Below are 25,121 nucleotides of genomic sequence, written 5' to 3'. Positions count from 1 at the left end.
TCATACTGGAACGGGCTTATTCATTTCAGATAACCTGGGCCTTAATGTATTTGATCGTATAGCCTTTGGAAGTGAAAATTGTTTCATAATGGGTCCTTACCCCATGGTGGTCATCCAAAAGATGCGATTCATAAAGGTCTCCGGTATGTTCGATAATTTCGAAATTGGCGGCTTTTTCAATCGTTTCCAGGCTATATTCATACAGGAAAGTACTATCCGTTTTCAGGAAAAACATCCCGCCCTTTTTTAAAAACCGCGAATATCTGGCCAGAAATTCCGGGTTTGTGAGACGGTACTTCTCATTTCTGTCGCGCACCTGCGGATCCGGATGAATAAGCCAGATCTCACTCAATTCACCCTCATCAAAAAACTCTTCAGAATATTGGATCCCGGCGCGTAAAAACGCCACATTTGACAGTTTTTCTTCCGTGGCAAGCGCGCTGCCGCGTGCGATCCGGTCACCTTTTATGTCAACTCCAATGAAATTCTTATCCGGAAACTTCCTGCCCAGCCCCACGGTATATTCCCCTTTTCCGCACGCCAGCTCCGCCACGATTGGGCTGCTATTATTGAAATATAGTTTATTCCAATTCCCTTTAATCTCCGAATAAAGCGGCTTTCCCGCCTGTACTACATTTCCTGCCTGCTCGCTGTAATTGTAATGATGTAATTTTCTCCTTGCCATTATGCCTTTTATTGTTCACTATAAACTCTCAATATCCGCCACCACAAATGTACTTCCACCGACATAAACTGCGTCGCCGGCGGAACAATCCTCAATGGCCTGTTCCAGCGCTTCATTCACATTAGCGTAAACACTCCCGCGGAGGCCGTATCCGAAGGCCTTGGACTGTAATTCTTCGCCCTTCAAAGCCCTCATATTAGACGGTTGGCAGAAATAGTAATCCGCCTCCGCCGGAAACAACGACAGCATTGTCGCAATATCCTTATCCCCTACAAATCCGATAACAAAGCGCTTTCTTCCGCTACAAACCGTCTCAAATTGTCTTAACGTACTTGCCAGGCCAGCCGCATTGTGCGCCGTATCACAATAAACGTCAGGGTTTTCGCGCAGACACTGCCATCTCCCCTTCAATCCGGTGATCTGGCTTACCGATCTTAATGCTTTATAAGTAGCTTCATCGGTTATGTTCCAGCCTTTTGATATCAGAATATCCCTGACTGCCCATACACCTCCAATGTTCTTCAATTGATATTCTCCCGTAAGATCCAATGCCAGTTGTGAGGCAACAATTGCTCCCGAAGTCTTATCCGTGATGTTAACAAGCATTCTTCCTTCCGATAAACCAACAAAGCAAACGTCGAACCGATGTGATGCAAATGTCAATGGGGCATTTTGAGCGGCCGCGGTATTCGATATGACATTACTGATTTCCTCTCCCTGATCTTCGCTCATCACTGCCGGAACACCTCGCTTGATAATTCCCGCCTTCTCACCAGCAATTTTTGCCAGCGTATCCCCCAAAAACTGTGTATGGTCCAGGCTTATATTCGTAATAACTGATACTTCAGGCGTGATAATGTTCGTTGAATCCAGCCTGCCGCCCATACCCACCTCTATTACAGCAACGTCGACATTGCATGCCGCAAAGTAGGAAAAAGCCATCGCAACTGTCGCTTCAAAAAAAGAAGGAGACAATCTATCAATGTTAGATTTTTGATCATCGATAAATGAAACAATGAATTCCTCGCTGACACATTCCCCGTCAACACGGATACGTTCGCGAAAATCCCTTAAATGCGGGGAAGTATAAAGTCCAACCCGGTATCCGGCCTCCTGTAAGATCGCTGCCAACATATTGGACGTGCTTCCCTTACCATTTGTCCCTGCAACATGAATGGTGGGATATAGTTCCTGGGGATCACCCAGCAGGTGGCACAACTCCCGCGTAGTATGAAGGCCCGGCTTGAAAGCACGGGCCCCGATATTCTGAAAAACCGGCAACCTGTCGTAAAGGTATCCGATCGTTTCCTGATAAGTCATCTAATTCTTAACGTGAACGTATTTTGAAGGTTATGGTCCCGATCGATTCGTCGGGTACATTCGCAGACTTCGGCACGAAAGTAAGGTCTCTTACCGCACTTTTGTATTTGTTGACGACAGCATAGTCGGTTACCGTAGTGCTTTGTGTAATCACACTCTTCACACGCCCGTTTTTATCAACCGTAATCTTGAAGGTAATGTCGCCGGTTGCGTCGGAATTGTCGTCAACAACTGGTCTTCTCGACCAGCTCCAGCCAGACAAATTCAGCCCGACAGCTGTTCCGCCTCCGCCTCCTTCACCTTTATAAGTTTTGGCAAAAAGGCTTCCTGTCTTAGAGCCCTTATCTCCCACTCCCTCGGCGTCATCGCCATTATTGTTCCCACCCACTCCGCTTTTCGTCCCATTTGTACCATTACTGCCCGACTTGCTGCCTGACGATTTGGAAAACAAGGCATCTTTATTAACCGCCTTCTCGGGAGCAGGTTTTGCCACAGGCGCAGAAGCGTTCTCGCTACCCGTCGATTTTTTAACCTCAGTCTTCTCGGGCGCCTCTACCGGACTCTCGACCTTAGAAGTAATCGCAGGCTTCTCTGCGACCGTTTTTGTGGGCTTTGGTGACTCTATTTTAGGCGGGGTCGGAGGCGTCGGCTTTGGAGTCGATATCGATTTCACTTTTTTGACCTCGTCGGCATCCGCCTTCATATTCTCCGCGACTTTACTGTCGTTGGGTTTATTGAAGGTTTGCACATCTCCTTTTCCTACCTTGCTTGTCCCATAGTTCACCTCCACGAACAACTCCATGGGCTCTACTTTGGGAAGCGATGAGCTCAGTCGAATGAAAAAGAATATGCCCAACATCGCAGCTGTTATCCCAAAGGACCATGCCCATGAGACGGCGATTCGCTGACGGTCTTCTGCCTGTAATGTGATCATTTATCAATATGGGTTTTTCTTTCGGAAAACGTAAAAGTAGTAAAAAACGTATGCAACAAAAAAAGGAGGCCAATGACCTCCTTTCATTCAACTATATTTCAGAATCCTATCTCTTTTTGAAAACCCAGCCGGGCTCCCCGATCACTTCCTTGAGTTTAGCCGACGCATTGTGGGCATCCGTTTCATTATCAAAGCCATCCACCGCAACTTTCACTTTTTTGCTTCTTTCATCACCCGGAATAATAATCGCCTTCGAAAAACCCTTCCCTGTAAGCTGAGCAAGTAAAACCTTTGCTTGTTTTGTTCCTTTGAAAGCGCCCGCGATGACATAAAACTTGGCATTCGCCATATCAGCTGGCTGCGCTGGCGACGCTAAAACTGCGGGTTCGGCAGGCTTTGCAGCAATGGCTGCCGTATCCGGAGCTTTATCATTGACCGTCGAATCAACCAGAACGGAATCTGTTACAGCAGGCAAAATAGCCGGTACAGTTTCAGCAGCCTTGAGTGTTTCTTCCGGAATCACAGTTGTTTCCCCATTTTCACTCCGGCTGAACATTTCGGCGAACGGATTCAACGTACTTTTGATGTATTCATTATCTGTATTGACCAGGAAAAAGCTCAAACCACACAACAAACCTGCTACAACAGCGGCTGTGGCCCATCCGGTCCAGCGGAAACGGGATCTTCCTTCTGTGTCCAGTTCTAAAACTTCCACGTCATCACTGACATAATGATCGGCTTTCTGAACTTGCGCAGGTCTGTTCTGAACCTCTCTTGCCTTAACCTGTTCAAAACCAAACCACTCATCCTTGAAATACTTACCAGTGTTAGGCTCGAAAACAAGCTTACCTTCCACATTTTGCTTGAAATCACCAATGCCGACAATTCTTGCCTCTCCATTGATATCCAGTGCCGACCTCAATCGATCGGTGTAGCTCTTTACGTACTCAACCGCCTCGGCATGTACGAGCTTTTCATGTCTCGAAATATAATTAGCCAGCAGGCCATCATCCAGCTTGAGATACTCATTGAAGGCCAACCGCTTCATGGGAGGAGTGAACACACCGGACGTACTGTCGTACACAGCGGGAACCTGGTGTGAAAGCAATGCCCCAAACCCGGGAATTATTACAAATTCATACTCCCCTATAAGTTTCCGGATGACTGTTTCAACTGCTATCATGAAGCGAAGATTGGTGTTAACTCAGCGAAATTAAAAAGAAAATGACAATCCAGCAATAAAGTTCAGGCCCTGCTGCGGATAGTATTGGTACCGCTGATACTGTTTGCCTAACACGTTGTTCAGGTTAACAAATGCAGAGAAGTTCCTGGTTAACAGATAGTCAATTTTTAGATTCAGGTCAGCAATTACGGGTAATTTGGTCACTTGGCCAGTCTGAAAATTTTTGGCTTTTATTCCTCTCAGCATATAAAAATCCGCGGTAACAAACAGTTTTTTACTGATCGTAAGTGCATTGAACCAGTTCAAGGTGAGATCCGGTCTGTGCCAGGGCTCTTCGACGCGGTCCACTGCATAATCAAAGAAATTCGCTTTCAAAGACGTTTTGAAAACATCATTGAAATTATACCCGGCCTGGGCAGAAATCGTCAGCACCTTGGTCTTTCCGGGGTCGTAGATGATCGAAAACCTCGACGTATCAACGAGCGAATTGTTAAAGTTATAAAAATTCCGGTAAGATGTATATGCAACCTTACCTTCATAATTAAAGCCTGTCCCCGTTTCCCCTTTTACCCCTGCACTGATATCGGAAGTCTTTTCAGTATTCACGATCAGCGCATTAGGCCCCAGCCATTGATTTTCACTCAGCATGCTCTTTAACGTGTTCCGGACGATATCCCCGTTCCATCCGGCGAAAATATGCAGCCCGGAAAATGGCGTTACGTCCAGATTAACTGCTGGAAATGCCTTTGTTCTGTCGATACCCAAGTGGCTGTCGGTTTCGTTAACAGCGTTAATCCCTGCGGAAACCGAGAACATCTCAGTTACGTACTTGAATGTAGGCTTTACTCTAAAGAGGTTGCGGTTATACGTAAACTGATCAACACGCTGCGAAACGAATGCATCCGCTTCAAGCAAAGCAAAGAAAGTCTCTGAAATCGGTACAGATGCCGTGAGCTTTGTTCCCCAGTCAAGCTCCGATGCATTGTAACGATCTTTCAGTGTACTCAGACCCGTCTTAACTGAATAGTCTACAAGCACTGATGGGTCTGTGTTTTCAAAACCCAGATTGAAGCCAAACTGGTTAATGGTCTGCCGGATCGTATCCCGATCAACCACGACACCGTCAGGTTGGGGCTTGTAGCCATAGAAGTAGTAATTCTTTCTGTCAAAATCGAAAGCTGCATCTACCTTGTATTTGCTGCGGATATATTTTCCGCCTACCTTGAAACTGGTATTGGCATTCGCTGAACTCTTGCCGTCGACCGGGCCATTGGCGGCCGAAAGATGTTTCAGTTGCGTGATGAAAGCCAGGTCCTCTTTGGGTCGCCCTCCAACAAAAATTTCACCCAGGAACCGGCCATAATTGCCCCCTCCGGCTTTAACATAGTTATTTAACACATCGGGTTCATCTTTGCGGCCTTGCTCATCCGATGAGGCACCTACTGCCGGAGTCAGTTTGGGCGAAGCGATGTTGAACTCGGGATCGACAATCTGGTAGGATACTCTTTTCTTGCCTGTTTCTCCCTGCACAGGCTGTACTTTATCAAAAACCCGGTTGGCCGGGGCGAATTCGATGCTTTTCTCTTTAACGATCTCGTAGGTCTGGCTCTCGATCTCGCCGCGTTGCGCGAGCGCAAACTGCGATGAAAAACCGAGGGTAAGCAAAACCATGGAAGAACGTAATATCTGGGAATGCGTCATGAGTAATGAGGTTTTCTGTTTAATAAAACAGTTTTGGATCACTGCTATTTTTCGATTTGGTTCAACTTCTCTTTGGCTAGCTCTACTGCTTCCTTATCATCTGAATTTTCGATAATGGAATTCAGTGTCGCTTTGGCCTGTACCTTTTCATTCATGCCTAGATAAACATCCGCAAGCAAAATGAACGAACGCGCACGCCAGTAATCGAAACCTTCGAAATTCTTGCCCATATCGATAATGGCCGTTTCAGCTTCTTTGAACTTTTTCTCACGATAAAGGACCATAGCAGACCAGTATGCCGCCTCTGCGCCAAACTCATCTTTTGACGACGCCGAAACCTTCCTGAACTCTTCCCCGGCCTTCTTTAAATCCCCTTTTTCAAAAGGTACTTTTCCCTGATAAAGCTGCGCCTTTCCTAAACTGCCCGGCACGATATTCCCCATGTTGATCACCTCTTTGGCATAGTAAAGTGTGGAATCGTAGCTCTTCAATGTGAAATAGGTATCCATTAAACCCACCCAGGCCAAGGTCTGATCCTTCTTGCTCTCGGCATTCCTTGACAGTATCCTGAAATTCGTCACCGCGTTGTTAAAGTTGCCTCTCGCAATTTCGAGCTCTGCCGAGCGCTGCGCCGCTGCGGCTACAAAAGTGGATCTGTTTTGTTGAACCACTTTACCGAAGTATTGAAGTGCTTCGTTCACCCGGTTGGTCTTATCGTAGGAGGAAGCGATGAAGTACGTGGCGTCATACTGGTGCTTGCTTGCCGGATAGCTGCGTAAAAACTCCTGCAGTGCATTGACTGCGTTCTCGTACTTCTCGGCATAATAGAGATTTCTTACGTTGTCGAATTCAACCTCTTCCAGTTTCTCGTTCCCCGGGTTGTTTTTTCTGACAACTCCCAATACCTGCGTAAACTCCTCAGGGCGGCCCACTGCCGTGTAACTCTCCTGAATACCTTCCAATGCACTCGCGGCCGAGGGAGAATCGGAGTACTCGGTCAGGATTTTCCGGAAATCGACGATTGCTTGTTCGTACACCTGCAGGTTATAGTACGATTGCGCGCGCCGTAACAATGCCGCGGGTATCAGATGGCTCTTGGGCTTTTCATTAATCATCCGCGTAAAGCCCTTCACGGCCGCGGAGTAGCTTTGATTCTGGAAATCGATATCCGCCATCTGGAAATAGGCATCATCCAGATACCTTGACTGAGGATACTGGCCGATCAACAATTCGAACTGCCTTCTTGCCTCAGCCTCGCGGTTCATATATACATAAGCCCGCGCCTTCTGAAACAATGCATAGTCCTTGTCTACCTTTCCTTTCGCCGCCACCTGCTCATACGTCCGGATCGCCTCATTGTAGTTTTTGGCAGCGAGGTAGCAATCCGCCAGTCTCGCGTACGCATCCTCGATCATCTGGGCGTCCATCCCCTCGATATTGTTGGTAAAGTCTTTAAAATAAGTGAGCGCCTGGCCGTATTTTTTCTGGTTATAGTAAATATAGCCCAGCGCATATAAGCTCTTCCTCGAATAAATCCCCGCCTTCGGATTCCTCGCGATCTGATTATAGAGCGTCGCCGCTTCATCCACGCGTTTCAGTCCGTACACCGACTCTGCCTTGTAGAATAGTGCCGAGTTATAGAGTTGCTCATCGATTGGGAACTTCAGTGATTTATCGAACATCGCAATGGCTTGCTCGTACCGCTCTGCATTGAAATCTGTCACACCTTGGTTATATGTGAGTCGCTGATAGGTACCCTTTATTTTAGCATTCCTCGTTTTGAGCCCCTCAATGTACTTTATAGCTCCTGTGCTATTGCTCGCATTGGCGTATCCGTCAGCAATCAGTTCGGTCGCTTCCTCGGTATGCTTGCTTTCGGGGTATTTAGCGATATAATTGTTGAGCTCCTTGATAGCATCGGTATTATTTCCCAGCTCCAACTGCACTTTCGCATGGTTATATGTGGCTTCCTCCTTCACTACGCTATTGAAGTCTAATGATGAAGCATTGCCGAATGATGTTAAAGCATTGGTTAAACCATTTGTTTTTAAGTAGCTGATTCCCAGTACATATGAAGCATACTGCGAAACAGAATCCTTGCCGTTTCCGATAGGCTTCAGCGAGGTAATAGCGCCCTCAAAATTGTTGTTCCGGAATTGAGCATGACCGTAATGCAATGCAACCGTCGGAGGTACTGTTCCCGGCTTCATACGCTTGTAGCGCTCATATGACTTCACCGCATTAGCATAGTCCCCTTTCTCGTAATACACCTCTGCCACATAAAGCGCTACATCATCCAGTTTGGTATTCCCGCGCTGCTGAGATAGAATACGCTCGCCGTATTGCAGCAGTTCGTCAAACTTTTTGAGCTGGTAAAGCGACGAGATGATCCAGTTAGGGGCCTCATTCTTATAGTAAGGATGGTCTTCAATCCTTTTGAAATCCTGGTAGGCTTCCTCGAAATTGTTTTTCTGATAGTTAATAACTCCTGCGTAAAATGAAGCATCTCCGGCATTGGCAAATCCGGCATCGCTTTTTACCTGATTAAAAAGCGGAAGGGCAAGGTCGGGTTGCTTGGTATTGTAATAGGACATCGCGAGCCGGTAGGTGCTCTCAGCCTTATTTGCACCGGCTCCCGGTAGGTCTACCGCTTTTTCCAGGTACGTAATGGCCTTTTCATAGTTGCCATTCTCGTAGTAGTATTTACCGAGATCACTGTAAATAAGCTGCGCTTTGGGGTGCTCTGCGTGATTTTTGACAAACCGGTCAACCTGTACCTCTGCTTCCGGATAATTAAGATACAGGCCGGTTACAGCCACATAGTACTCTGCCGTGACCTTATTATAGTCGCTCGTACTGAGCAATTTGTCCTGCGAATTCAGGAACTCGCCAAATTCCTGTCTGGCTGCTACGTAGTTAGACTTTTCGTAGTATTCCAGACCATTGCGAAAATGCGCTTCCGGCTCTGTAATACTAAGCGTATTCTGAGCCACTACGGAAGACGCGCCAACACATAAAAGCATCCCGAAGGTGGAGGCGCTGTGTTTAAAAACCATAGATACTGAGTTGGTGGATTTTTGAATTAAGTTGTTGTGGTTTACCATATCCTGAGAAAAGAATATTTTGGTTCTCACTTACCGCTTAAAATAGTTTGCTATCTAACGAAAAGCATCATGAAACCGTATACGTTCACTTTTCAGGATTTCCTTTTACAGGCTAAAACAGGATGTTATTACGTATCAGACTGCCATTGAAGTCCTCGTGCATCGCATCGAAGCGCAGCGCGATCCGACTGGTAAAATCTTCGTCCATGCAGGCCTCCAACTCCTCAATCGAAGCTACTTCATAGTCGTCGATTTTGTATGTTTGCTCATACATACCCGACTCTACTCTGATAATGTACTTGCTGTTCCATTGGTAAAGGCCTATCTTGAAACGTGAATTAGGTATGTCCTTAATGTACCGCATAACTGGGTTATTCTTTCTTTACTAAATGTATGTTTCTAAAATTCAATAAGTTTATTGCGCTATTTGTATTAGTACTAATATTGCTAAATTGCACGAGCCAGAGTAAAAAGGATGCCTCGGATTTCTTTCTTAAAGGCAACCTGGCCCTCAACCAAAAGAACTATGCCGAGGCGCTAAGGCTATACGACGAAGCAATTGCCAAAAATGCAGATTTTTCGGACGCCTATCTCAACAAGGGAATAACTTTATTGAAATTAGGCAGGCCAGCCGACGCGCATGAGATTTTGACAGAGGCTATCCGCATTGACCCTACTTTGATACAGGCAAATCTCGTTCGATCGGAAGCAGCCCTGGATTTGGGCAGACTGAATGATGCGAAATCAGATTTACAGCAAATCGAAAAGGAATATAAGGACTCTACCCGATTCCATCTTGTAAAAGGTAATCTGCTGGACGCACAGGGAAATGCTGCATTTGCTATATCCGAATACGATCTCGCACTGAAATTGAATCGTACCAATATTGAAGCCTATGTTAACAGGGGCGCAGTGTATTACCGGATAGGTTCATACAACGAAGCAAGGTTGGATTTTGAGACAGCCGTGGCACTAGATCCGGTCCAGCCACAGGCTCTCAATAATCTGGGTTTGATAGCGTCAAAGAACAAGCAGTGGGCAAAGGCCATCGCTTACTTTGATCAGGTCCTAAGCCGTGACCCCGCGGAACCCTACTCCCTCAACAACAAAGGGTACGCACTGCTGCAAACCGGCAAACCTGAAGAAGCTATTGTACTCATCGAAAAATCATTGCGCAAATTACCAGCTAACGGCTACGCATTGCGCAATCTGGGTATCTACTATCAGCAAAAAGGTGACCTCTCCAGCGCCCTGGACGCATACAAAAAAGCCATTGATATTGCGGAACCTGTGGAAATGCTCTACGGAATGACGGGGCAAGCTTATTTTGCGCAGAAAAATACGGCTGAGGCATGTAAGATATGGAAGCAGGGAGTCATGCTGAAAGACTCCCTGTCGATCGTTGAAGCGTCAAGAAACTGCCGCTAGCCGGCTTCATTGGTCCATGCCCGCTTGAGTGACTTCCAGGCCCTGGTGTTCTCACTGGGATTACTGAATCCTTCCAGCAAGGCAATCCCTTCATGGTCCAGAAATTTCTGTATTTCATCTTCCAGTCCCTGCTGGCTCGAAATCCGGAAATATGCAATTCCTGAATCCTCGCAGGTCCTGAGCGCCGAGAAGGAATGCCGGGTTTCAAAATAAGTTTCCAATTCAGGCAGGTTGCCCGGACCGTCAATCATGCGGAATATGTTTCCTCCAGCGTTGTTGAGTACCACAATTTTCAGATTCTGTGGCAAACCCCCGATCAACAGCCCATTCCGGTCATACAAAAATGCTACATCACCAACAATCAGCAATGTGGGGATTCCGTTGACACGCGCCGCGCCTATCGCGGTACTCACACAACCGTCTATTCCGCTCGTTCCCCTGTTCGCGAAGACGCCGTCAAACTTCGATTCAGTAGCCAGTACATTCGCGTAACGGACAGACATACTATTAGCTATATGTAACTGAAAATCGGGCTTAACATACCTAAATAATGAATCTAACAAAGATAAGTCACTGAACGCCGGTAGATTTCCAAGCAACTGGTGCTTGATCCTCCGTGCTTTCAATTCTACTTGGAACCATTTCTGGTAAAAAGACTCGTCAATATTTGAATCCGAGTTCTCAACAAAAGATTGATAATCAAGCTTTTCAAATAGTTTATTCAGAAAATTGGCTGGTTTACCTGAGATATCTCGTGTCAAAGACTGCGTCGGATCTGCCAGAAATGCATCTTCTCCAATATGCCAATGCCATCGCGGAGGGTTTTTCCGGATAAATTGCTTGAATTCCTTGGAAAGAAATGACATACCGAAGGTCACCAGCAGGTCGGGTTTAAGTGCTTCGACCTCTTCCGTACCCAAAAACATATCGTGATGCCTGATATAGTCCGGGCCGACATTCAGGTTGGAGATACAATCCCCCAGGATAGGGACCTGCCATTCTTCTGTAATGCGGGACAGCACCGCGTCCAGCTCGGGATCCGGCTTTCGCTGACCGCCTGCAAGCAATATTTTCGGAGCTGATTCCCATTCGTCAAGCAGGTCCTCCCAAACTTCCGTCGACCAGGTCCGCTCAGCGCTCTGTCTTTTAATCACCCTTAGCCCGGGTGACGGACGGAAATCATCTCCCTCAGCGGGATAAAACGGCTCACGGATGGGAACGTTGATATGGACCGGTCCACAAGGAGTCGTTGTGGTAAGGTTTACGGCTTCATTGGCGATACGATTGATCGCCCATGCTACATCTTTATGCCCGTAGTCAGGCGATAGTTCGAATGAGCGTTTTACGTGCTGTCCGTAGATGCCACTCTGATAGATCGTCTGACCGTCGTATTGATGCAACCATTCCTTCGGACGGTCCGCAGTCAGCACTAGTAGTGGGATTTGTTGAAAAAATGCCTCAGAAACAGCCGGGGCCAGATTGTAGGCCGCGCTACCCGACGTGCATATCAAAACAACTGGAGAATCGGTTTGCTGCGCGATTCCGAGCCCAATAAAACCTGCTGAGCGTTCATCCATGCAGACATGTGTCTGAAAGCCTCCATGCCTGACAAACGCGAGTGTAAGGGCTGCGCTGCGCGAACCCGGCGAAATCACGACATGCCTAATGCCCTGTTCGTAACAAATCCAGGCAATGTCTGTCAAGGGTTGTAAAATAGCCATGTTCAAAATGAAAATAGCCTCTTGACGAGGCTATTTAAAGAAATTATATGAGTAACATCCGAAACTGAATCAGATTGAATACTAACCCAGATATGTTTTCAAAGCTTTGCTTCTCGATACGTGACGTAGTCTGCGGATCGCTTTTTCTTTGATCTGACGCACGCGTTCACGTGTGAGGTTGAACTTCTCCCCGATCTCTTCCAAAGTCATCGCATGCTCGCCATTCAGACCGAAATACAGCGCGATTACGTCTGCCTCACGCTGTGTCAGCGTGCAAAGTGCCCGTTGTACCTCTTTGCGAAGCGATTCGTTAACCAGACCGGAATCCGGCTTGTCTTCCAGATCATTTTCAAGAACGTCCAGCAGGCTGTTTTCTTCACCCTGCACAAAAGGTGCATCCATTGAAACGTGACGACCTGAAATCTTCATGGTATCTACCACTTCGGACGAAGAAATTTCCAGCACTTCTGCGAGTTCCTCCGGCGAAGGCTCACGCTCAAAGCGTTGCTCCAGTTCTGAGAACGTCTTGGAAATCTTGTTCAGCGAACCTACACGGTTGAGGGGTAAACGTACGATACGGGATTGCTCTGCAAGTGCCTGAAGTATCGACTGACGAATCCACCAAACCGCGTATGAAATGAATTTAAAACCCCTTGTTTCATCAAAACGCTGTGCTGCCTTGATCAAACCGAGGTTTCCCTCGTTGATCAGGTCTCCCAACGATAAGCCTTGATTCTGATATTGCTTTGCAACGGAAACTACGAAACGCAAGTTTGCTTTGGTCAAACGTTCCAAAGCCAGCTGGTCCCCATCCCTGATTTTCTGAGCTAACGTCACCTCCTCATCCGGCGTTAGCAAATCCACCTTACCGATTTCCTGCAAATATTTATCTAACGACTGACTTTCACGGTTGGTAATTTGCTTACTGATCTTTAGCTGTCTCATCTATGTCTTTATTAAGTATGTTATATAACGACGTTTTATACCGTTCCTGCCTGTAAGAACATTAATTTACTCCTTTTTGTTCTCGGGCTTTGGTAACAATACTTTGCGGGAAAGGCGATATTTGCCGGTTTTCTTGTCGATTTCCACCAGTTTGACCTGCACTTCTTCTCCTACCTCCAGAACACCGTCCATCTTTTCCAGGCGCTCCCACTTGATCTCGGAAATGTGCAATAAACCGTCTTTTCCGGGAAGGAATTCTACAAAGGCTCCAAAAGGCATGATCGACTTCACTTTACCGGAATAGATTTCTCCGATCTCAGGTACGAGGATAATTCCCTTAACCCGTGCAACCGCTTTATCCATGGAAGTCTTATCAGCAGAGAATATACTTACGAACCCTGCTCCATCTTTTTCTTCAATAGAAATCGTAGCGCCGGATTCTTTCTGGATATCCTGAACAACCTTTCCACCTGGTCCGATTACCGCACCAATCATTTCGCGATCGATCTTGATCACAATCGCACGCGGTGTATGTGGTTTCAGATCAGGACGGCTCTCGGTTATGGTCTTGTTCATCTCGCCCAGGATGTGAAGTCTTCCTGCCTTGGCTTGCATGAGGGCTTCCGTCAGCACTTCGAATGAGAGGCCGTTGACCTTCATATCCATCTGGCATGCTGTGATCCCCTTTTCAGTTCCCGTTACTTTAAAGTCCATATCACCCAGGTGATCTTCATCGCCAAGGATATCGGAAAGAACAGCGTATTTGCCAGTAGCTTCGTCGGAAATCAGACCCATTGCGATACCTGATACCGGTGCTTTGATTTTAAGACCAGAGTCCATCAAAGCCAATGATCCTGCGCAAACGGTTGCCATAGACGACGAGCCGTTTGACTCAAGAATATCCGATACGATGCGGATGGTGTACGGGTTATCCTCAACCGGGGGCAGCACTTTTTTGAGCGCACGTAACGCCAGGTTACCGTGACCCACCTCACGACGGCCAGGGCCGCGGTTAGGCTTTACCTCACCTGTCGAAAAGCCGGGGAAGTTATAGTGCAGCATAAATTTGCTGTAACCATATTTCAACGGTGTGTCGATGATTTGCTCATCTTGTTTCGTTCCAAGCGTTACAGTGGTTAGCGATTGCGTTTCTCCACGTGTAAACAATGCCGAGCCGTGTGCATTAGGAAGAAAGTCAACTTCCGACGCGATAGGTCTTACTTCGTCCAAACGGCGACCGTCAAGGCGCGTTCTTTCATCGAGTACCAGTCGACGGGAAGCTTCCCATACCAGGTCATTGAAATAACGCTTTGCCAGCCCTTCGTTGAATTCACCTTTCTCTTCTTCGGTAATAGTTGTTTTGAATTCCTCCCAAACAGCTTTGAAACCATCTTTCCTTACGGTTTTGTTGGTAGAACCCAACTGAGTTACCGCATATATTTTGCCATAAGCAAACTCGCGAAGACGTGCTTCAAGCGCGTCGTCAGCCGGGTCACCTACGTATTCTCTTTTTTCAGTTTTGCCAACCGCCGCCTCAAATTCTTTCAATGCAGCACATTGTTCTTTAATAACCGCGTGTGCTACTTTGAGTGCTTCGATCACTTCTTCTTCGGACACCTCACTCATTTCACCTTCCACCATCGCTATATCGCTATACGTCGCCCCTACCATCAGTTCGAGAGTCGCACGTTCCAGCGCTGCAGTTCCCGGGTTGATCACATATTCACCATCAATTTTCGCCACGCGAACTTCGGATACCGGACCGCCGAAAGGAATATCAGATGCAGCCAATGCTGCCGAGGCTGCCAATGCTGCCAATGCGTCGGGCAATGCTTCCGCGTCAGCCGAAATCAACAGGATGTTAACCTGCACTTCTGCATGGTAGTCATCAGGGAAAAGCGGGCGCAAAACGCGGTCTACCAAACGGCTGGTCAGTACTTCGTGATCTGACAGCTTTCCCTCGCGGCGCTGAAAACTTCCCGGAATACGTCCTGCGGAAGCAAATTTTTCCTGATAGTCAACTGACAATGGCAGAAAGTCGAGACCTTCTTTAATATCCTTGTTAGCAACAACAGTAGCCAGCAACATGGTGTTACCCATTCTGACTACCACCGATCCGTCGGCTTGTTTTGCTAGTTTTCCTGTTTCAATTGTGATTTCCCTGCCGTCCGGTAAGGATATAGTCTTGGTAACTATATTAAAGAGCATAGAATATTTGATTTTTGTAGCTGTGAAACGCCGTCCTGACGTCCCGGTAAATTCCTGTTTTTTCCGCAAAAAATCAGGGAACTTTCACATATGCAAAGTTCCCTGATTTCAAATTACTTACGTATGTTCAATTCGGCGATAATCGCACGGTAGCGATTAATGTCCTTTTTGTAAAGATAATCCAACAATCTTCTGCGCTTTCCTACCATTTTGAGGAGGCCAAGACGTGTATCATTGTCTTTCTTGTGCGTCTTAAGGTGCTCGTTCAGATAATTGATACGGTACGTAAATAAAGCAATTTGTGATTCGGCAGATCCTGTATCTGCACTTTCCTTTTTAAAACCTTTCGATTCGAAGATCTCGCTCTTCTTTTCCGCGGTTAAATACATGATTGTAACAACAGATTAAATTGTAAAAATGTATAATACGGCACCCTGCCGTAAATAAGGTTGCAAAATTAGTGTTTTTGTGTCTATTATAAAAATATAATTTTACTATGATTCCATAAGCTGCGTTTTACCAAATCTACTTGCCCATTTGGATTTAATTCTTTTGTAGAACATTTGATAAACATCCTTTTCAAACAGCCTTGAATCGCTCCGTGCCCGGTCGATAAAGTACATCCCCGTGATAAAAAGAAGCGTATTGGCCAGCCAGGCACCTACCGGCACAGCCACCAGCCCTTCCTTCACCCACTTATCACCCTGATTGGTGAGTACATATAACAGGATGAAAAACAGAATCGACACCAGCACCGGTACCCCGAAACCACCTTTCTTAATGATCGCTCCCAACGGCGCACCGATCAGAAACATGATCAGGCAGGAAAGCGCCTGGGTGAATTTATGATGCTTTTCCAACTCATACTTGCTGGCATCCTTCAATTTCATCTGCAAATAGTCTCCCTGCGATTTCACGTAGCTAAGCATGCTGTTGGAAGCCGCCTTGGTATTCATCAGGATTTCCTTTTTCAAACTGTCCGATACAGGTTTGCTCAGCAACGAATCGATCCACTTCCCGCTTTTAATCGTCTTATCCGTCCCTTCGCGGTAGTTGTAGGAATAATATTGCTGACTACCGGCAACCAGGTTCTTTTGAGTCTCCTGATAGGAAGTCCGCAGCGAATCTGCAGTGGCATTCAGGTCCCCGATGTTTTTCATGAACTCGTGGTATTTGAACTGGCCCTCATCAGTCCGCTTCATACCGAAAGATGCCAGGCTCTCCGTCAATCGATAATGATTGAAAGACTGTCTGTTGAAATTGGAATAGGATGGCAACGTTCCGCCCGGCGAAGAAATATAGACAGGTCTTGAACTCGCTGAGCCCGACTCATCCGTATACCGGGTCCCATTATAGAGCTCGATCACGAGGTAACGGTTTTCATTGATGGAATACATCCTCCCCGAATCTGCCAGGATAATCTCCGTGTTACCCAGCTCGTATGAACGGCTGCTGTGCTTATAGATGACCATACCGACCAGCTTTCCGTTTTCGTGCTTCTCGTCAACCTTTATACTATATCCGGGTAAGTCATTATAAAAGATCCCCTCTTTGATTTTCAGTGTAGCCTTTGTTGTCTTGATATCATACAAAAGGCTGTAACCTTTCAGGTTGGCCCAGGGTGATACACGGTCGTTGAAATAGAAGGAAAAGATACTGATCCCTACGGCAACGATAAACATCGGCGCCATAGCCCTCACAACCGATATGCCGGCACTTTTAATGGCCGTCAGTTCGAAGAACTCCCCGAGGTTACCAAATGCCATCAATGAGGAGAGCAGCATCGCGAGCGGCAATGCGGTAGGAACGGTAATGAGGCTGAAAAAGAAGAAGAGCTGCGCATAGTCCGTCACATTCAGGTCCTTGGACACGAAGTCATCTATGTAAAAGATCATGATCCGCATCAGAAAGACGAATACCACGACCGACATTGTAATCAAAAAAGGTCCCCAAAAGGACGTCAAAATAAGCTTATCCAGCTTTTTCATTAACTACCTACTATTTCTCTTAAATTATCTATAAAACCATCCCACAACGATGACAACTCGTCCCGGTCACGATTGGACGAATAGTCGATCACCCGCAGGAAGGTTGTCTGGGTTAACTCGCTAACTTCTAATTTTAGTTCCAGATGATTATTATCGAGGTTATCTTCACTCGTATCTTCAAAATCAAACCGGACCGCTTTATTGATCCGTAAACCGGTCTGACGCGCGATATGACTATCACCATCCCATTGAAAGTCGAACCGGTGGTCAGGCAGCACTGTCACTTTCTCGGCAAACCATTGTTCAAGGCCCGACGGCGTGGAAATATATGGAAATAGAACTTTCGGGGAGGAGCGCAATTCAAATTCGGTAACAAATTTATATTTTTCCATACGTGCTTAAATTTAGGGACCGGCGTCAGTAGCCCTCGCCTTATGTGCTGATTTAAAAGTTGTAATATAACATAAATCGACAATAAAAGCGTGCAAAGTTAAATTTGTTGTTTAGAAAATCTGCGATTTTTGCGCTAAAAATGGCAAATTGGGTTGCATCGTAATTTTCTTTAACATACTTTTGCACCAGAATTAAACGGCGGGGTAGCTCAGATGGTTAGAGCGTAGGATTCATAACCCTAAGGTCGGCAGTTCGATCCTGCTCCCCGCTACACTGTAAAGCCCCTTTTTCAGGGGCTTTTTTCGTATCAGTCAATTATAAGTCAAACAAGAGCAACCTAGCGTTCGTGGTCTTTATCCGGGTCGCGGGGCTTGAACTTTTTTGCAAATTCACGCTTACGCCTCTCTTTATCGGTCATATCCTCGAAAAGTTCTTTGTTCTCCTCGGCAATTCTGGCCTTCTGCTGTGTACGAATATTTCTAATCACAGATTTATCAGACGGCAGCTCAATGTCTTTCATCCGCTCTTTCATCTGGGCAGTTCGGACAGAAAACTTCTGCTCTTTATCGCGTAGTTTTTTCAGCAAGTCGAAGCTTCTGCCGTTTTCATCAATAATCATAAACGGTCGGCGCGTGGTACTGGACGCCACGGTGTAGCCATAGGCTTTTGTCCGATCAAGAAACTCTTGTCCGGTTTTAGATTGCTGCCAAGCGTCGATAACGTTCTTGGTCAAGATCGGTCGGTTTTCATTTCGCTGTGGTGTTCGCCCATGATTGAATTCAATTTCCAGAGCTGCCCTTGCTCGATCATTGCCTTTGTGGGAATGGCTGTCAGATCTGAATTTCCCCCGCTCGACATCGTACCGTTGATAAACAGCGTGCAAATGCCACTTACCATCTTTCAGGTGCTTCTCAGCCGCCCAAGGCTGGCCCTCTAATCCTTGCTCCTCACCCAACACCTGAATAGACCGCATCCACTGCTCAGGGGTCATTCTGTGGCTTTCTTCTTTGTCCGGGCTGATGATCGCATGATACACCGATTTGCTGCCTTTCGTGAGTTTTGCCAGCCTGTCCATTTCTATAATGGATGCCGTCAGGTCGTCCGGGTTGGATGTCCCCCACCCTCCAAAGAATTCTACGCGCTCATTCTCGGCAGTGGTTTGCAGGTAAATGGCAAGCTGCTTGCCGTTCCCACGGGATGCACCGCGAATAATCATTTCAACGTCCTGTTGAAGTTTTCAACAGCCTCATTTGCGGCAGTTCTGAATTCTTGTAAAATATCATCAGACACCTTTTGTTTCAACTGCTCTAACGCTTTCCGTATGAATTGGATGTCCGCTATCGCTCTTATCTGAGCTTCATCTTTTTCGGTAGGCAATTTTTTGTCCGGCTCCACTCCTGTCGTCATATACCGCCTGTATGCACTGGGTGTCATACGGGCTTGCCGGGCATTGGCTTTCATCACCGCAAGCTCCTCCGGCGTGTACATCGTAGGAGCGCGTTCTGTTCTTCTGCTGGTTGCTTTGGGTCGTGCCATTTTTTTCAACGTGAGGGTTAAGGGAGAGTGTAACGTCTCCTTACAAGATGGTTCTGGGTGGGTCAATAACGATAGTTTTGAAGCACATAGAACACGTCTTGCTATACTAAGAAAATTCAAGCATAAATACAACCCCTAATCGCCTTTCACCCAAATACTTCCACCATTAAATCACCGCGTAAAAAATTATTCACAAGTGGTTACACACATTAAATAAATTAATAAATATCTTGGTAAAGTTAAACCTTACTCTCTCACAACATGGAAAACAAAAAACAACCGTCATGGACGGTCAGTGACGTATTTGCCCTATTCAAAGGAGAAAGAAACCCCGAGAGCAAAGTCAAATTCTACCTGTACGCCTTGGGTATATTGGCAACCCCTATTACTCTTGGAGGTGCTTTATTTGGATATATAACAGCCTATAAACGGAAGCTGTACCATTTAGACCTTCCTCCGACACTTGCCCCCTTGCATCCGTTTGCTCGCCTTGCCATGATTATTTGTGCTTTCGGTATATGGGCTTGTCTGATTGGTGCAATTGTCTTTTTGGCTGTTGTCGCTGCAATACTTGATTCTGATAGAGACTTTGGGGCATTCGTAATTGTAATCTTCGGATTTATGCTTTTGAATGCGGCGATCACATTTGTGATAATGTTTTCGTTTGAGCAATGGCGTGGCCGGATGTACGCTTTACGGACAAATCTAAATAAGTTCGGCTCAGCAAAATGGGCTACTGATAACGATCTCGCTGAGTTCGTAGGACAGAACGGAATTTATATTGGTGGCGGGTACACCTTTCCAAAACAAGGTCACTTAATGTCCGTGGCGGGAACTCGCTCAGGGAAATTTACTAATCTTATAGCTCCGAATTTACTTGGGCTTGGTGGATATGAAGGCTCGTGGTTTGTCATCGATCCCAAAGGGGAAACGGCGTTTGTCACAGCAAGATATCAGAGGGAATCGGGAAAAGAAGTTCGGGTGATTGACCCTTGGAAGGTATATTCTGAAACGCCTGACACCTTCAATCCGCTGGATGTTATCCCTTTGGATGACATTGAAGCAATCGCAGACGATGCGGCTATGATAGCTGAAATGATTGTACCGCAGCACTCCGGTTCTTCGGACCCCTATTGGGATAATCGTTCAAGGTCAATTATCTCGGCTTTAATTATGCACTGTGTGCTTGAATACAAAAATGCCTTGCTTCAAAAAGAGGAAAATGACCAAGAGCAAGGGTTCAAAATTGAAGGTAATGAAATTGAGAACACGAAAACACTGGCTACCGTCTGGCGGTGGTTAAGGCTTCCTGAAGATGAGTTTAAAGGGCTTCTGGGAGAAATGGCAGCATCAGATAACGAAATTGTTTCTTTGGCTGCTAACGAGGCGCAAAGCACGCTTAATAATAGCCCTAAAACACACGGTAGCGTGATGTCAAACTGTTTCACACATACTGACTTTTTAAAGTCGCCATCTCTTCAAACCTCAATATCTAAATCCAACTTTGATATCAATAAAATTACCGAAGGGAATGCGGCATTATATGTGATTATTCCACCAGATAAAATAGACAGCCAGTCGAAATGGTTGAGGATTTTGGTGGCTACGGCTTTACGCACAGTCGTTAGAAATAGAAATAAGCGGGTGACATTTGTTTTAGACGAATTTCCTTCACTCGGAAAGATTAATGATGTAAGCAGCTTCATGGCAATGGGTGCAGGGTACAACATCACGCTTTGGCCTATCTTTCAATCATTGAGCCAATTAAAGCAGATTTATGGCGACGGGTGGGAAGTTTTCATGGCCGGGGCATCTGTAAAGCACTTTTTCGGTGTGAACGATTCCTTTACCGCAAATCACATTTCAGGATTGGCGGGAAATTCTACATATGTAGTTTATGATAGAAATGTGATTGGAAATGACAAAGGCCAACCAAGCGCAAGGCCGTTAATCACACCTGATGAAGTGAGACGGGGTTCTGCGGATAAAATATTCACGTTTATCGAGCAAAAACCTATTTCGGACTTTCAGAAATATCCTTATTACGATATGCCCCGGACAAATGAACGGGCCGATCCGAATCCGTATTATGTGCCGAATTAACGCGGTTTGAGGGTTTGCTTGGGTGAACTAGCCCGATAAGCGTTTTGCAACCTGCTCGTATTACCCATATGGGCAGCGCTTAGGTCTTTGTGACCGTCATAAATATGATCCATCGTTCCATAAACCATGTCTTCCGCTTCCAGAATTGAGGCGAGGGCATGGTTTGCTCTATCCCCTGATCCTGACTCGTCGTGGTCAGGAAACCCGTACACACGAGCGATTACGGCCTTTCTGGATGTCAGATATTCTCCCACGGCAGAAATCATGCTGTCGCCATTGCTGACGATATATTCCTCATTGGGCTTTGGAAGACCCTTTAAATTCAGCCAGGTCAAAAAGTCAAAAAAGCCAGTAAACACAAAAGCTGTGATGTCCGTTGCCTCTGGGTGAGCAGGGAAGGTTGTTATAGCCTTCGGGCCAATGCAGGTTTTGAATGATTTTTGCAGTCGGGTGTTGAAACTATTTATCTCGTGACCTTCCTTATCGTTTTCAAAAGCGAAAGCGTAAAATGTCTTTTTGGTGCTACTGTCATAGATTGCAGATTGCTTCAAAAAGCGCTCAACCAACGGTTTTGAAAGTCTGCGGCGGTCGATTTCCTCTTTCAGATTTGCGGCTGTCACACGGTCAGAAAGCTTCTTTATTTGGTAATGGTCGGAATAGGTCATCGCCTTGGCTTCCCTGTAAATCGTTATTCTGGGGATACTATCAAAGGCTTCCAGAGCTTTCAAGGCTTCTTTGGTTGCGTCTGGGTCGTTTCGTTTGAGTCCATGGAAGTCAACCCAAAGATCAATAACGTCGCCCTTCGGCAGGTGGTGTCCCCAGTCCTTGAACTCATTGGCTCGCTCGTCGATGTGAAATGATGCCGTTCGCTCATTTCGGAATGGGCTAAACCACACGGTAACATGAGGCTTAATCCGTTTATGGAGCTTCGCCCCCAGCCTTTCGGCTACGTCACTGATTGGGATGGTTTTGGCTTGATCGACGTTCATAATCTATTGCTTGAATGATGGCGTGAAGTTCGGCTAGTTCTTCGTGGTATCCGATAACCGAACCGTCAACTCGAAATGATTTTTCAGGCGGTATGAGTGTGACGGTAAATACATTATAAATGTTGTTGAAACCAGACGAACCCAATACCCACCCATTCGGCCTAATCGCTTTAAGTGAGTCTCGATTGCGGGCGTAGTGTGGGCTATATTGTTGTATATTATCAATAGTGAATTGGTGATTATCTTTTGTATTATTCATGCGTCCATACACACCAAAGTCTATACGCTGTAAGTAACACCAGACACGCGCATCAATCTCATCCAACTTTGCCCTGTCAGAAGGATCAACAGTTTCTATCAGTTTTAAGATCGTTTCAGCTTCGGTCATACACCACCTCCTGTAAAAAATAAATACACGCCAATAATCCCCATGCACACGGCTACCAGCATAATGATGAAGATTGTTAGTTTATCGGTCATTTTAGCTCCTTGTTAATAGCCATATCCAAAATCAAGGCTATCCGACCACCAATTAATTCAAGGAATGGCTCTAACGCAATCAATGCAAGACGCTCAGACGCATTGAAGGATTTAACCTGTCTATCTGGAAACGTTTCATTCAAAGTCTTGACGAGTTGACTTGCAATTTTATCGTTCATTTTCCTGTACTCCTAACAGTCGTTTCAATTCAATCCACTCTGGATGCGTTTTGAGATCTTCGGGTTTAATGTGGGCGTTTAGCCAGTTGTATATGGCGGGGTTGGCTGCTGGAACCAGATCATCGTAGAGATAACCAGCCCCTTCGCACGTTTCACATTGCTCGCCGTTTTCCCAAACACCACCGCGCCCATCGCTTTCATTCCATCGGAAACCACCATTACCATTACACATGGCGCACATTGTTCTATCAGTTGTGGGTTTTGATTGATCGGTCAAAGCTCAACTCCAATCATTGTAAGATAAGTCCCGTATATCACAATCATTCCGAGAATGATGCAGAATGCAAGGGCTCCTATGTCTTTTAGGCGTTGTTTGGTCATTAAATCACCTTTCTATATCTGGCGTGATCATTGATGCCGCACCATTTTTTTGCATCTTCCTCATCTTGGTATCTCGCGAAGATTTCGTCTTCACGGTCTTCGTAATAACATTCAAACATCAAATCACCTTCTTCTGCTCACCATGGAGCGCTAGTGTTCTTATTTCAGTATTGATCGCCTGTGCTGCAATGTGGCCGCGTGTTGTTCCTGTGGCGATACGGGATGCGTAGCGCATTCCCTGCATAAAGCGTTTCACTTCAAGCGGTGTAGGCGCTGGGCGAGGATTGGCGAGGTTGTATTCGTGGAGTTGGGCAAGTACGGATTTCATGATTGCCCCGCTTTGGCAAGGGCTTGAACAGTCGCTCTAAAAGCCACACCGTCAGTTCCTCGTTCCCTATATTCAGGTTGTGTTTTTATGCAGTGTTCATGATGCATTTTCAAAACAGCAACAAGATCATCATGGACGTTACAGGCACGTACTATGAATTCGGCGTTTTCTTTTGTAGCATCTACATTAGGAATACTGTCAAAAGACCTTACAACTGCTAAAGCTGCAACCTCGTTATAATCACCATCTATAATCTTATTTACAGTCTGAATGAGGTGCCCACCTGAAATCTCGAATGGATTTACTTCCCAAGGCGTCGGTGTGTGTTTACTCATCAGATTTTCCTTTCGATGTGAAGTAGCAGAAGGCAGCAAAGAATATGCCGACAATGGTTATGAGGCATAGTTGGACGATTTCAAAAGTCATTATGGCTCCTATTGGCTCAAAATGTTATATGCGTTGCTGTCTTCATAGCGGATTTTATCGCCATCCCACATAGGGCCGAGAAGCTTTGCAAAGGTTGGTTGGTTTTGAAGCTCGGCACGATTACGGGGATTGTCGTTGTATCCTTTGTGTTCGTATCCGAGATTAGCGGCGAAGTCGATCAGAGCGTCAGTGGTGGTTTCCTGAACGGTGAAGCATTTTTCTTCGGCGAAGGTTACGATGATGGCTTTCATATTCTATTCTCCCGAAACCCGTTGTAGGCGTCCATTGTCTTGTGGAGATGGGAAAACATTGATCTGGCACTGGTGATGTGGTGGCTGGTGCTCAGGAGCAAGCGTGCAGTTGTCAGGGCGTCCAGTTGTTCGCGGCGTAGTGCTGATTTCTGAGCTTGTTCCAGTCCTTTTGCTTTGATCTTTTTGATCTCGGCTTCAATTACTGCGTTAACTCTTTCATTGTGGGTCATTGTTCTCTCCTTGGTTGTGAATACACCGTATCACTAAATGATACGCCTGTCAACAACAAAATGCAGGAAATCACAATTATTTTTTAGCCGGGTAATATGGTTTAAATATGAATTTACGCAATGGCTTATTTCTGCCTGTCACGTGAAGGTCAATATAGAGGCTACCCATATTTTTCTTAGGGTTCCAGTTAAAATCGTAAACATCGCTTAACGTGATATTCACACGCTTATGAGGTTCAAGAGTTAACGGCCAAGGATCAGGACCAAGTCGTATATCAGCACGCTTCTCAACATTCCTCCTAAAAAATCTTCTCTTTTTCCAAGTCATCTCCCAATCAGATACAACTATGGGTTTTGATGAAAGATTGGTCAAGTGAACCTCATTCCAAGTTCCTTGCTCCGTCTTCATTGAGTAGCTTAAAAATACACCTCGCCGATCTTCAAAGTACTGGGATACCTGTGTATAGGCAACAGGGACAGAAATAATTAAAGCAAGAACTGACACTCCCAATGCCAATAATGCGATTGTATTTGCATCCATACCCATGTTTCAGAAAATTTCGTTTACTTCCTTTTCCCCGTAAACCCCTTGTGCGTAGCACGCCGAG

At 46.0% G+C, this 25,121-nt stretch carries 25 protein-coding genes and 1 tRNA gene; 3 read left to right on the top strand and 23 right to left on the bottom strand.

Annotated elements, in window-relative coordinates; genetic code table 11:
* Positions 1 to 25: 25 nt before the first annotated feature.
* The 7 genes from trmB to BP71_RS05615 all read right to left on the bottom strand — a co-directional run bounded on the left by trmB (position 26) and on the right by BP71_RS05615 (position 9,291).
* Entirely contained in the window at positions 26 to 685 is a 660-nt protein-coding gene (gene trmB, locus BP71_RS05645; protein ID WP_496377477.1) for a tRNA (guanosine(46)-N7)-methyltransferase TrmB, read from the bottom strand.
* Positions 686 to 703: 18 nt separating this feature from the next.
* Positions 704 to 2,005, bottom strand: a complete 1,302-nt coding sequence (locus BP71_RS05640; protein WP_496377475.1) for a bifunctional folylpolyglutamate synthase/dihydrofolate synthase — start codon at positions 2,003 to 2,005, stop codon at positions 704 to 706.
* A gap of 7 nt (positions 2,006 to 2,012) precedes the next feature.
* Positions 2,013 to 2,939: a hypothetical protein gene (locus tag BP71_RS05635; protein ID WP_496377473.1), complete on the bottom strand. Its 927-nt coding sequence runs from the start codon at positions 2,937 to 2,939 to the stop codon at positions 2,013 to 2,015.
* Positions 2,940 to 3,045: 106 nt separating this feature from the next.
* On the bottom strand, positions 3,046 to 4,122 hold the full coding sequence (locus BP71_RS05630; protein ID WP_496377471.1) for an HU domain-containing protein: 1,077 nt from the start codon (positions 4,120 to 4,122) through the stop codon (positions 3,046 to 3,048).
* A gap of 30 nt (positions 4,123 to 4,152) precedes the next feature.
* On the bottom strand, positions 4,153 to 5,823 hold the full coding sequence (locus BP71_RS05625; RefSeq protein ID WP_496377469.1) for a TonB-dependent receptor: 1,671 nt from the start codon (positions 5,821 to 5,823) through the stop codon (positions 4,153 to 4,155).
* Between the two features lie 44 nt (positions 5,824 to 5,867).
* Positions 5,868 to 8,879, bottom strand: coding sequence for a tetratricopeptide repeat protein (locus BP71_RS05620; RefSeq protein WP_496377467.1), 3,012 nt, complete (start codon positions 8,877 to 8,879; stop codon positions 5,868 to 5,870).
* 160 nt (positions 8,880 to 9,039) lie between these two features.
* A complete protein-coding gene (locus tag BP71_RS05615; RefSeq protein ID WP_496377465.1) occupies positions 9,040 to 9,291 on the bottom strand; it encodes a hypothetical protein in 252 nt (83 codons plus the stop codon).
* 80 nt (positions 9,292 to 9,371) lie between these two features.
* On the opposite strand from BP71_RS05615, the gene BP71_RS05610 reads away from it, so the two are divergent.
* Positions 9,372 to 10,355, top strand: a complete 984-nt coding sequence (locus tag BP71_RS05610) for a tetratricopeptide repeat protein (RefSeq protein WP_496377463.1) — start codon at positions 9,372 to 9,374, stop codon at positions 10,353 to 10,355.
* Here the strand turns inward: BP71_RS05610 and menD are convergent.
* The 6 genes from menD to BP71_RS05580 all read right to left on the bottom strand — a co-directional run bounded on the left by menD (position 10,352) and on the right by BP71_RS05580 (position 17,609).
* A complete protein-coding gene (menD, locus tag BP71_RS05605; RefSeq protein ID WP_496377461.1) occupies positions 10,352 to 12,076 on the bottom strand; it encodes a 2-succinyl-5-enolpyruvyl-6-hydroxy-3-cyclohexene-1-carboxylic-acid synthase in 1,725 nt (574 codons plus the stop codon). The two genes, BP71_RS05610 and menD, sit on opposite strands and share 4 nt — an antisense overlap.
* Positions 12,077 to 12,157: 81 nt before the next feature.
* Positions 12,158 to 13,021, bottom strand: coding sequence for a sigma-70 family RNA polymerase sigma factor (locus tag BP71_RS05600; RefSeq protein WP_015810559.1), 864 nt, complete (start codon positions 13,019 to 13,021; stop codon positions 12,158 to 12,160).
* Positions 13,022 to 13,087: 66 nt separating this feature from the next.
* On the bottom strand, positions 13,088 to 15,229 hold the full coding sequence (pnp, locus tag BP71_RS05595; protein ID WP_496377458.1) for a polyribonucleotide nucleotidyltransferase: 2,142 nt from the start codon (positions 15,227 to 15,229) through the stop codon (positions 13,088 to 13,090).
* 113 nt (positions 15,230 to 15,342) lie between these two features.
* Positions 15,343 to 15,618: a 30S ribosomal protein S15 gene (rpsO, locus tag BP71_RS05590; RefSeq protein ID WP_295928642.1), complete on the bottom strand. Its 276-nt coding sequence runs from the start codon at positions 15,616 to 15,618 to the stop codon at positions 15,343 to 15,345.
* A gap of 105 nt (positions 15,619 to 15,723) precedes the next feature.
* Positions 15,724 to 17,217 (bottom strand): LptF/LptG family permease, encoded by a 1,494-nt coding sequence (locus tag BP71_RS05585; RefSeq protein WP_496377455.1) that lies wholly within the window; start codon positions 17,215 to 17,217, stop codon positions 15,724 to 15,726.
* Positions 17,217 to 17,609, bottom strand: coding sequence for an START-like domain-containing protein (locus BP71_RS05580; protein WP_496377453.1), 393 nt, complete (start codon positions 17,607 to 17,609; stop codon positions 17,217 to 17,219). The genes BP71_RS05585 and BP71_RS05580 overlap by 1 nt, the downstream gene beginning before the upstream one ends.
* Positions 17,610 to 17,807: 198 nt before the next feature.
* On the opposite strand from BP71_RS05580, the gene BP71_RS05575 reads away from it, so the two are divergent.
* A tRNA-Met gene (locus BP71_RS05575) sits at positions 17,808 to 17,881 on the top strand.
* 66 nt (positions 17,882 to 17,947) lie between these two features.
* Here BP71_RS05575 and BP71_RS05570 read toward each other — a convergent pair.
* The gene (locus BP71_RS05570) at positions 17,948 to 18,826 is read right to left on the bottom strand and encodes a relaxase/mobilization nuclease domain-containing protein (protein ID WP_496377451.1); all 879 of its coding nucleotides are present in this window, start codon (positions 18,824 to 18,826) and stop codon (positions 17,948 to 17,950) included.
* Positions 18,823 to 19,146, bottom strand: a complete 324-nt coding sequence (locus BP71_RS05565; protein ID WP_496377449.1) for a plasmid mobilization protein — start codon at positions 19,144 to 19,146, stop codon at positions 18,823 to 18,825. Before BP71_RS05565 ends, BP71_RS05570 begins: the two co-directional genes overlap by 4 nt.
* A 261-nt stretch (positions 19,147 to 19,407) precedes the next feature.
* On the opposite strand from BP71_RS05565, the gene BP71_RS05560 reads away from it, so the two are divergent.
* Positions 19,408 to 21,249, top strand: a complete 1,842-nt coding sequence (locus BP71_RS05560; protein ID WP_496377447.1) for a type IV secretory system conjugative DNA transfer family protein — start codon at positions 19,408 to 19,410, stop codon at positions 21,247 to 21,249.
* Here the strand turns inward: BP71_RS05560 and BP71_RS05555 are convergent.
* The 8 genes from BP71_RS05555 to BP71_RS05520 form a co-directional block, all read right to left on the bottom strand.
* Positions 21,246 to 22,238: a hypothetical protein gene (locus tag BP71_RS05555; RefSeq protein ID WP_496377445.1), complete on the bottom strand. Its 993-nt coding sequence runs from the start codon at positions 22,236 to 22,238 to the stop codon at positions 21,246 to 21,248. The two genes, BP71_RS05560 and BP71_RS05555, sit on opposite strands and share 4 nt — an antisense overlap.
* Positions 22,201 to 22,626, bottom strand: coding sequence for a hypothetical protein (locus BP71_RS05550; protein WP_496377443.1), 426 nt, complete (start codon positions 22,624 to 22,626; stop codon positions 22,201 to 22,203). The genes BP71_RS05555 and BP71_RS05550 overlap by 38 nt, the downstream gene beginning before the upstream one ends.
* Before the next feature lie 260 nt (positions 22,627 to 22,886).
* Positions 22,887 to 23,174, bottom strand: a complete 288-nt coding sequence (locus BP71_RS05545; RefSeq protein WP_496377441.1) for a hypothetical protein — start codon at positions 23,172 to 23,174, stop codon at positions 22,887 to 22,889.
* A gap of 222 nt (positions 23,175 to 23,396) precedes the next feature.
* Positions 23,397 to 23,606, bottom strand: coding sequence for a hypothetical protein (locus tag BP71_RS05540; protein WP_496377439.1), 210 nt, complete (start codon positions 23,604 to 23,606; stop codon positions 23,397 to 23,399).
* Positions 23,603 to 23,941: a hypothetical protein gene (locus BP71_RS05535; protein ID WP_496377437.1), complete on the bottom strand. Its 339-nt coding sequence runs from the start codon at positions 23,939 to 23,941 to the stop codon at positions 23,603 to 23,605. Before BP71_RS05535 ends, BP71_RS05540 begins: the two co-directional genes overlap by 4 nt.
* A gap of 99 nt (positions 23,942 to 24,040) precedes the next feature.
* Entirely contained in the window at positions 24,041 to 24,283 is a 243-nt protein-coding gene (locus tag BP71_RS05530; protein WP_496377435.1) for a hypothetical protein, read from the bottom strand.
* Positions 24,280 to 24,513, bottom strand: a complete 234-nt coding sequence (locus tag BP71_RS05525) for a hypothetical protein (RefSeq protein ID WP_496377433.1) — start codon at positions 24,511 to 24,513, stop codon at positions 24,280 to 24,282. The genes BP71_RS05530 and BP71_RS05525 overlap by 4 nt, the downstream gene beginning before the upstream one ends.
* 76 nt (positions 24,514 to 24,589) lie before the next feature.
* A complete protein-coding gene (locus tag BP71_RS05520) occupies positions 24,590 to 25,054 on the bottom strand; it encodes a hypothetical protein (protein WP_496377431.1) in 465 nt (154 codons plus the stop codon).
* Positions 25,055 to 25,121: the final 67 nt, after the last annotated feature.

It is taken from the genome of Dyadobacter ginsengisoli DSM 21015, from assembly GCF_059568735.1.
This window is presented reverse-complemented; position numbering and strand designations above follow the sequence as displayed.

Excerpts from the sequence above, each read along its gene's own strand:
- trmB (WP_496377477.1), bottom strand. The coding sequence starts at position 685 with ATGGCAAGGAGAAAATTACATCATTACAATTACAGCGAGCAGGCAGGA.
- BP71_RS05640 (WP_496377475.1), bottom strand. The coding sequence starts at position 2,005 with ATGACTTATCAGGAAACGATCGGATACCTTTACGACAGGTTGCCGGTT.
- BP71_RS05635 (WP_496377473.1), bottom strand. The coding sequence starts at position 2,939 with ATGATCACATTACAGGCAGAAGACCGTCAGCGAATCGCCGTCTCATGG.
- BP71_RS05630 (WP_496377471.1), bottom strand. The coding sequence starts at position 4,122 with ATGATAGCAGTTGAAACAGTCATCCGGAAACTTATAGGGGAGTATGAA.
- BP71_RS05625 (WP_496377469.1), bottom strand. The coding sequence starts at position 5,823 with ATGACGCATTCCCAGATATTACGTTCTTCCATGGTTTTGCTTACCCTC.
- BP71_RS05620 (WP_496377467.1), bottom strand. The coding sequence starts at position 8,879 with ATGGTTTTTAAACACAGCGCCTCCACCTTCGGGATGCTTTTATGTGTT.
- BP71_RS05615 (WP_496377465.1), bottom strand. The coding sequence starts at position 9,291 with ATGCGGTACATTAAGGACATACCTAATTCACGTTTCAAGATAGGCCTT.
- menD (WP_496377461.1), bottom strand. The coding sequence starts at position 12,076 with ATGGCTATTTTACAACCCTTGACAGACATTGCCTGGATTTGTTACGAA.
- BP71_RS05600 (WP_015810559.1), bottom strand. The coding sequence starts at position 13,021 with ATGAGACAGCTAAAGATCAGTAAGCAAATTACCAACCGTGAAAGTCAG.
- pnp (WP_496377458.1), bottom strand. The coding sequence starts at position 15,229 with ATGCTCTTTAATATAGTTACCAAGACTATATCCTTACCGGACGGCAGG.
- rpsO (WP_295928642.1), bottom strand. The coding sequence starts at position 15,618 with ATGTATTTAACCGCGGAAAAGAAGAGCGAGATCTTCGAATCGAAAGGT.
- BP71_RS05585 (WP_496377455.1), bottom strand. The coding sequence starts at position 17,217 with ATGAAAAAGCTGGATAAGCTTATTTTGACGTCCTTTTGGGGACCTTTT.
- BP71_RS05580 (WP_496377453.1), bottom strand. The coding sequence starts at position 17,609 with ATGGAAAAATATAAATTTGTTACCGAATTTGAATTGCGCTCCTCCCCG.
- BP71_RS05570 (WP_496377451.1), bottom strand. The coding sequence starts at position 18,826 with ATGATTATTCGCGGTGCATCCCGTGGGAACGGCAAGCAGCTTGCCATT.
- BP71_RS05565 (WP_496377449.1), bottom strand. The coding sequence starts at position 19,146 with ATGGCACGACCCAAAGCAACCAGCAGAAGAACAGAACGCGCTCCTACG.
- BP71_RS05560 (WP_496377447.1), top strand. The coding sequence starts at position 19,408 with ATGGAAAACAAAAAACAACCGTCATGGACGGTCAGTGACGTATTTGCC.
- BP71_RS05555 (WP_496377445.1), bottom strand. The coding sequence starts at position 22,238 with ATGAACGTCGATCAAGCCAAAACCATCCCAATCAGTGACGTAGCCGAA.
- BP71_RS05550 (WP_496377443.1), bottom strand. The coding sequence starts at position 22,626 with ATGACCGAAGCTGAAACGATCTTAAAACTGATAGAAACTGTTGATCCT.
- BP71_RS05540 (WP_496377439.1), bottom strand. The coding sequence starts at position 23,606 with ATGAAATCCGTACTTGCCCAACTCCACGAATACAACCTCGCCAATCCT.
- BP71_RS05535 (WP_496377437.1), bottom strand. The coding sequence starts at position 23,941 with ATGAGTAAACACACACCGACGCCTTGGGAAGTAAATCCATTCGAGATT.
- BP71_RS05530 (WP_496377435.1), bottom strand. The coding sequence starts at position 24,283 with ATGAAAGCCATCATCGTAACCTTCGCCGAAGAAAAATGCTTCACCGTT.
- BP71_RS05525 (WP_496377433.1), bottom strand. The coding sequence starts at position 24,513 with ATGACCCACAATGAAAGAGTTAACGCAGTAATTGAAGCCGAGATCAAA.
- BP71_RS05520 (WP_496377431.1), bottom strand. The coding sequence starts at position 25,054 with ATGGATGCAAATACAATCGCATTATTGGCATTGGGAGTGTCAGTTCTT.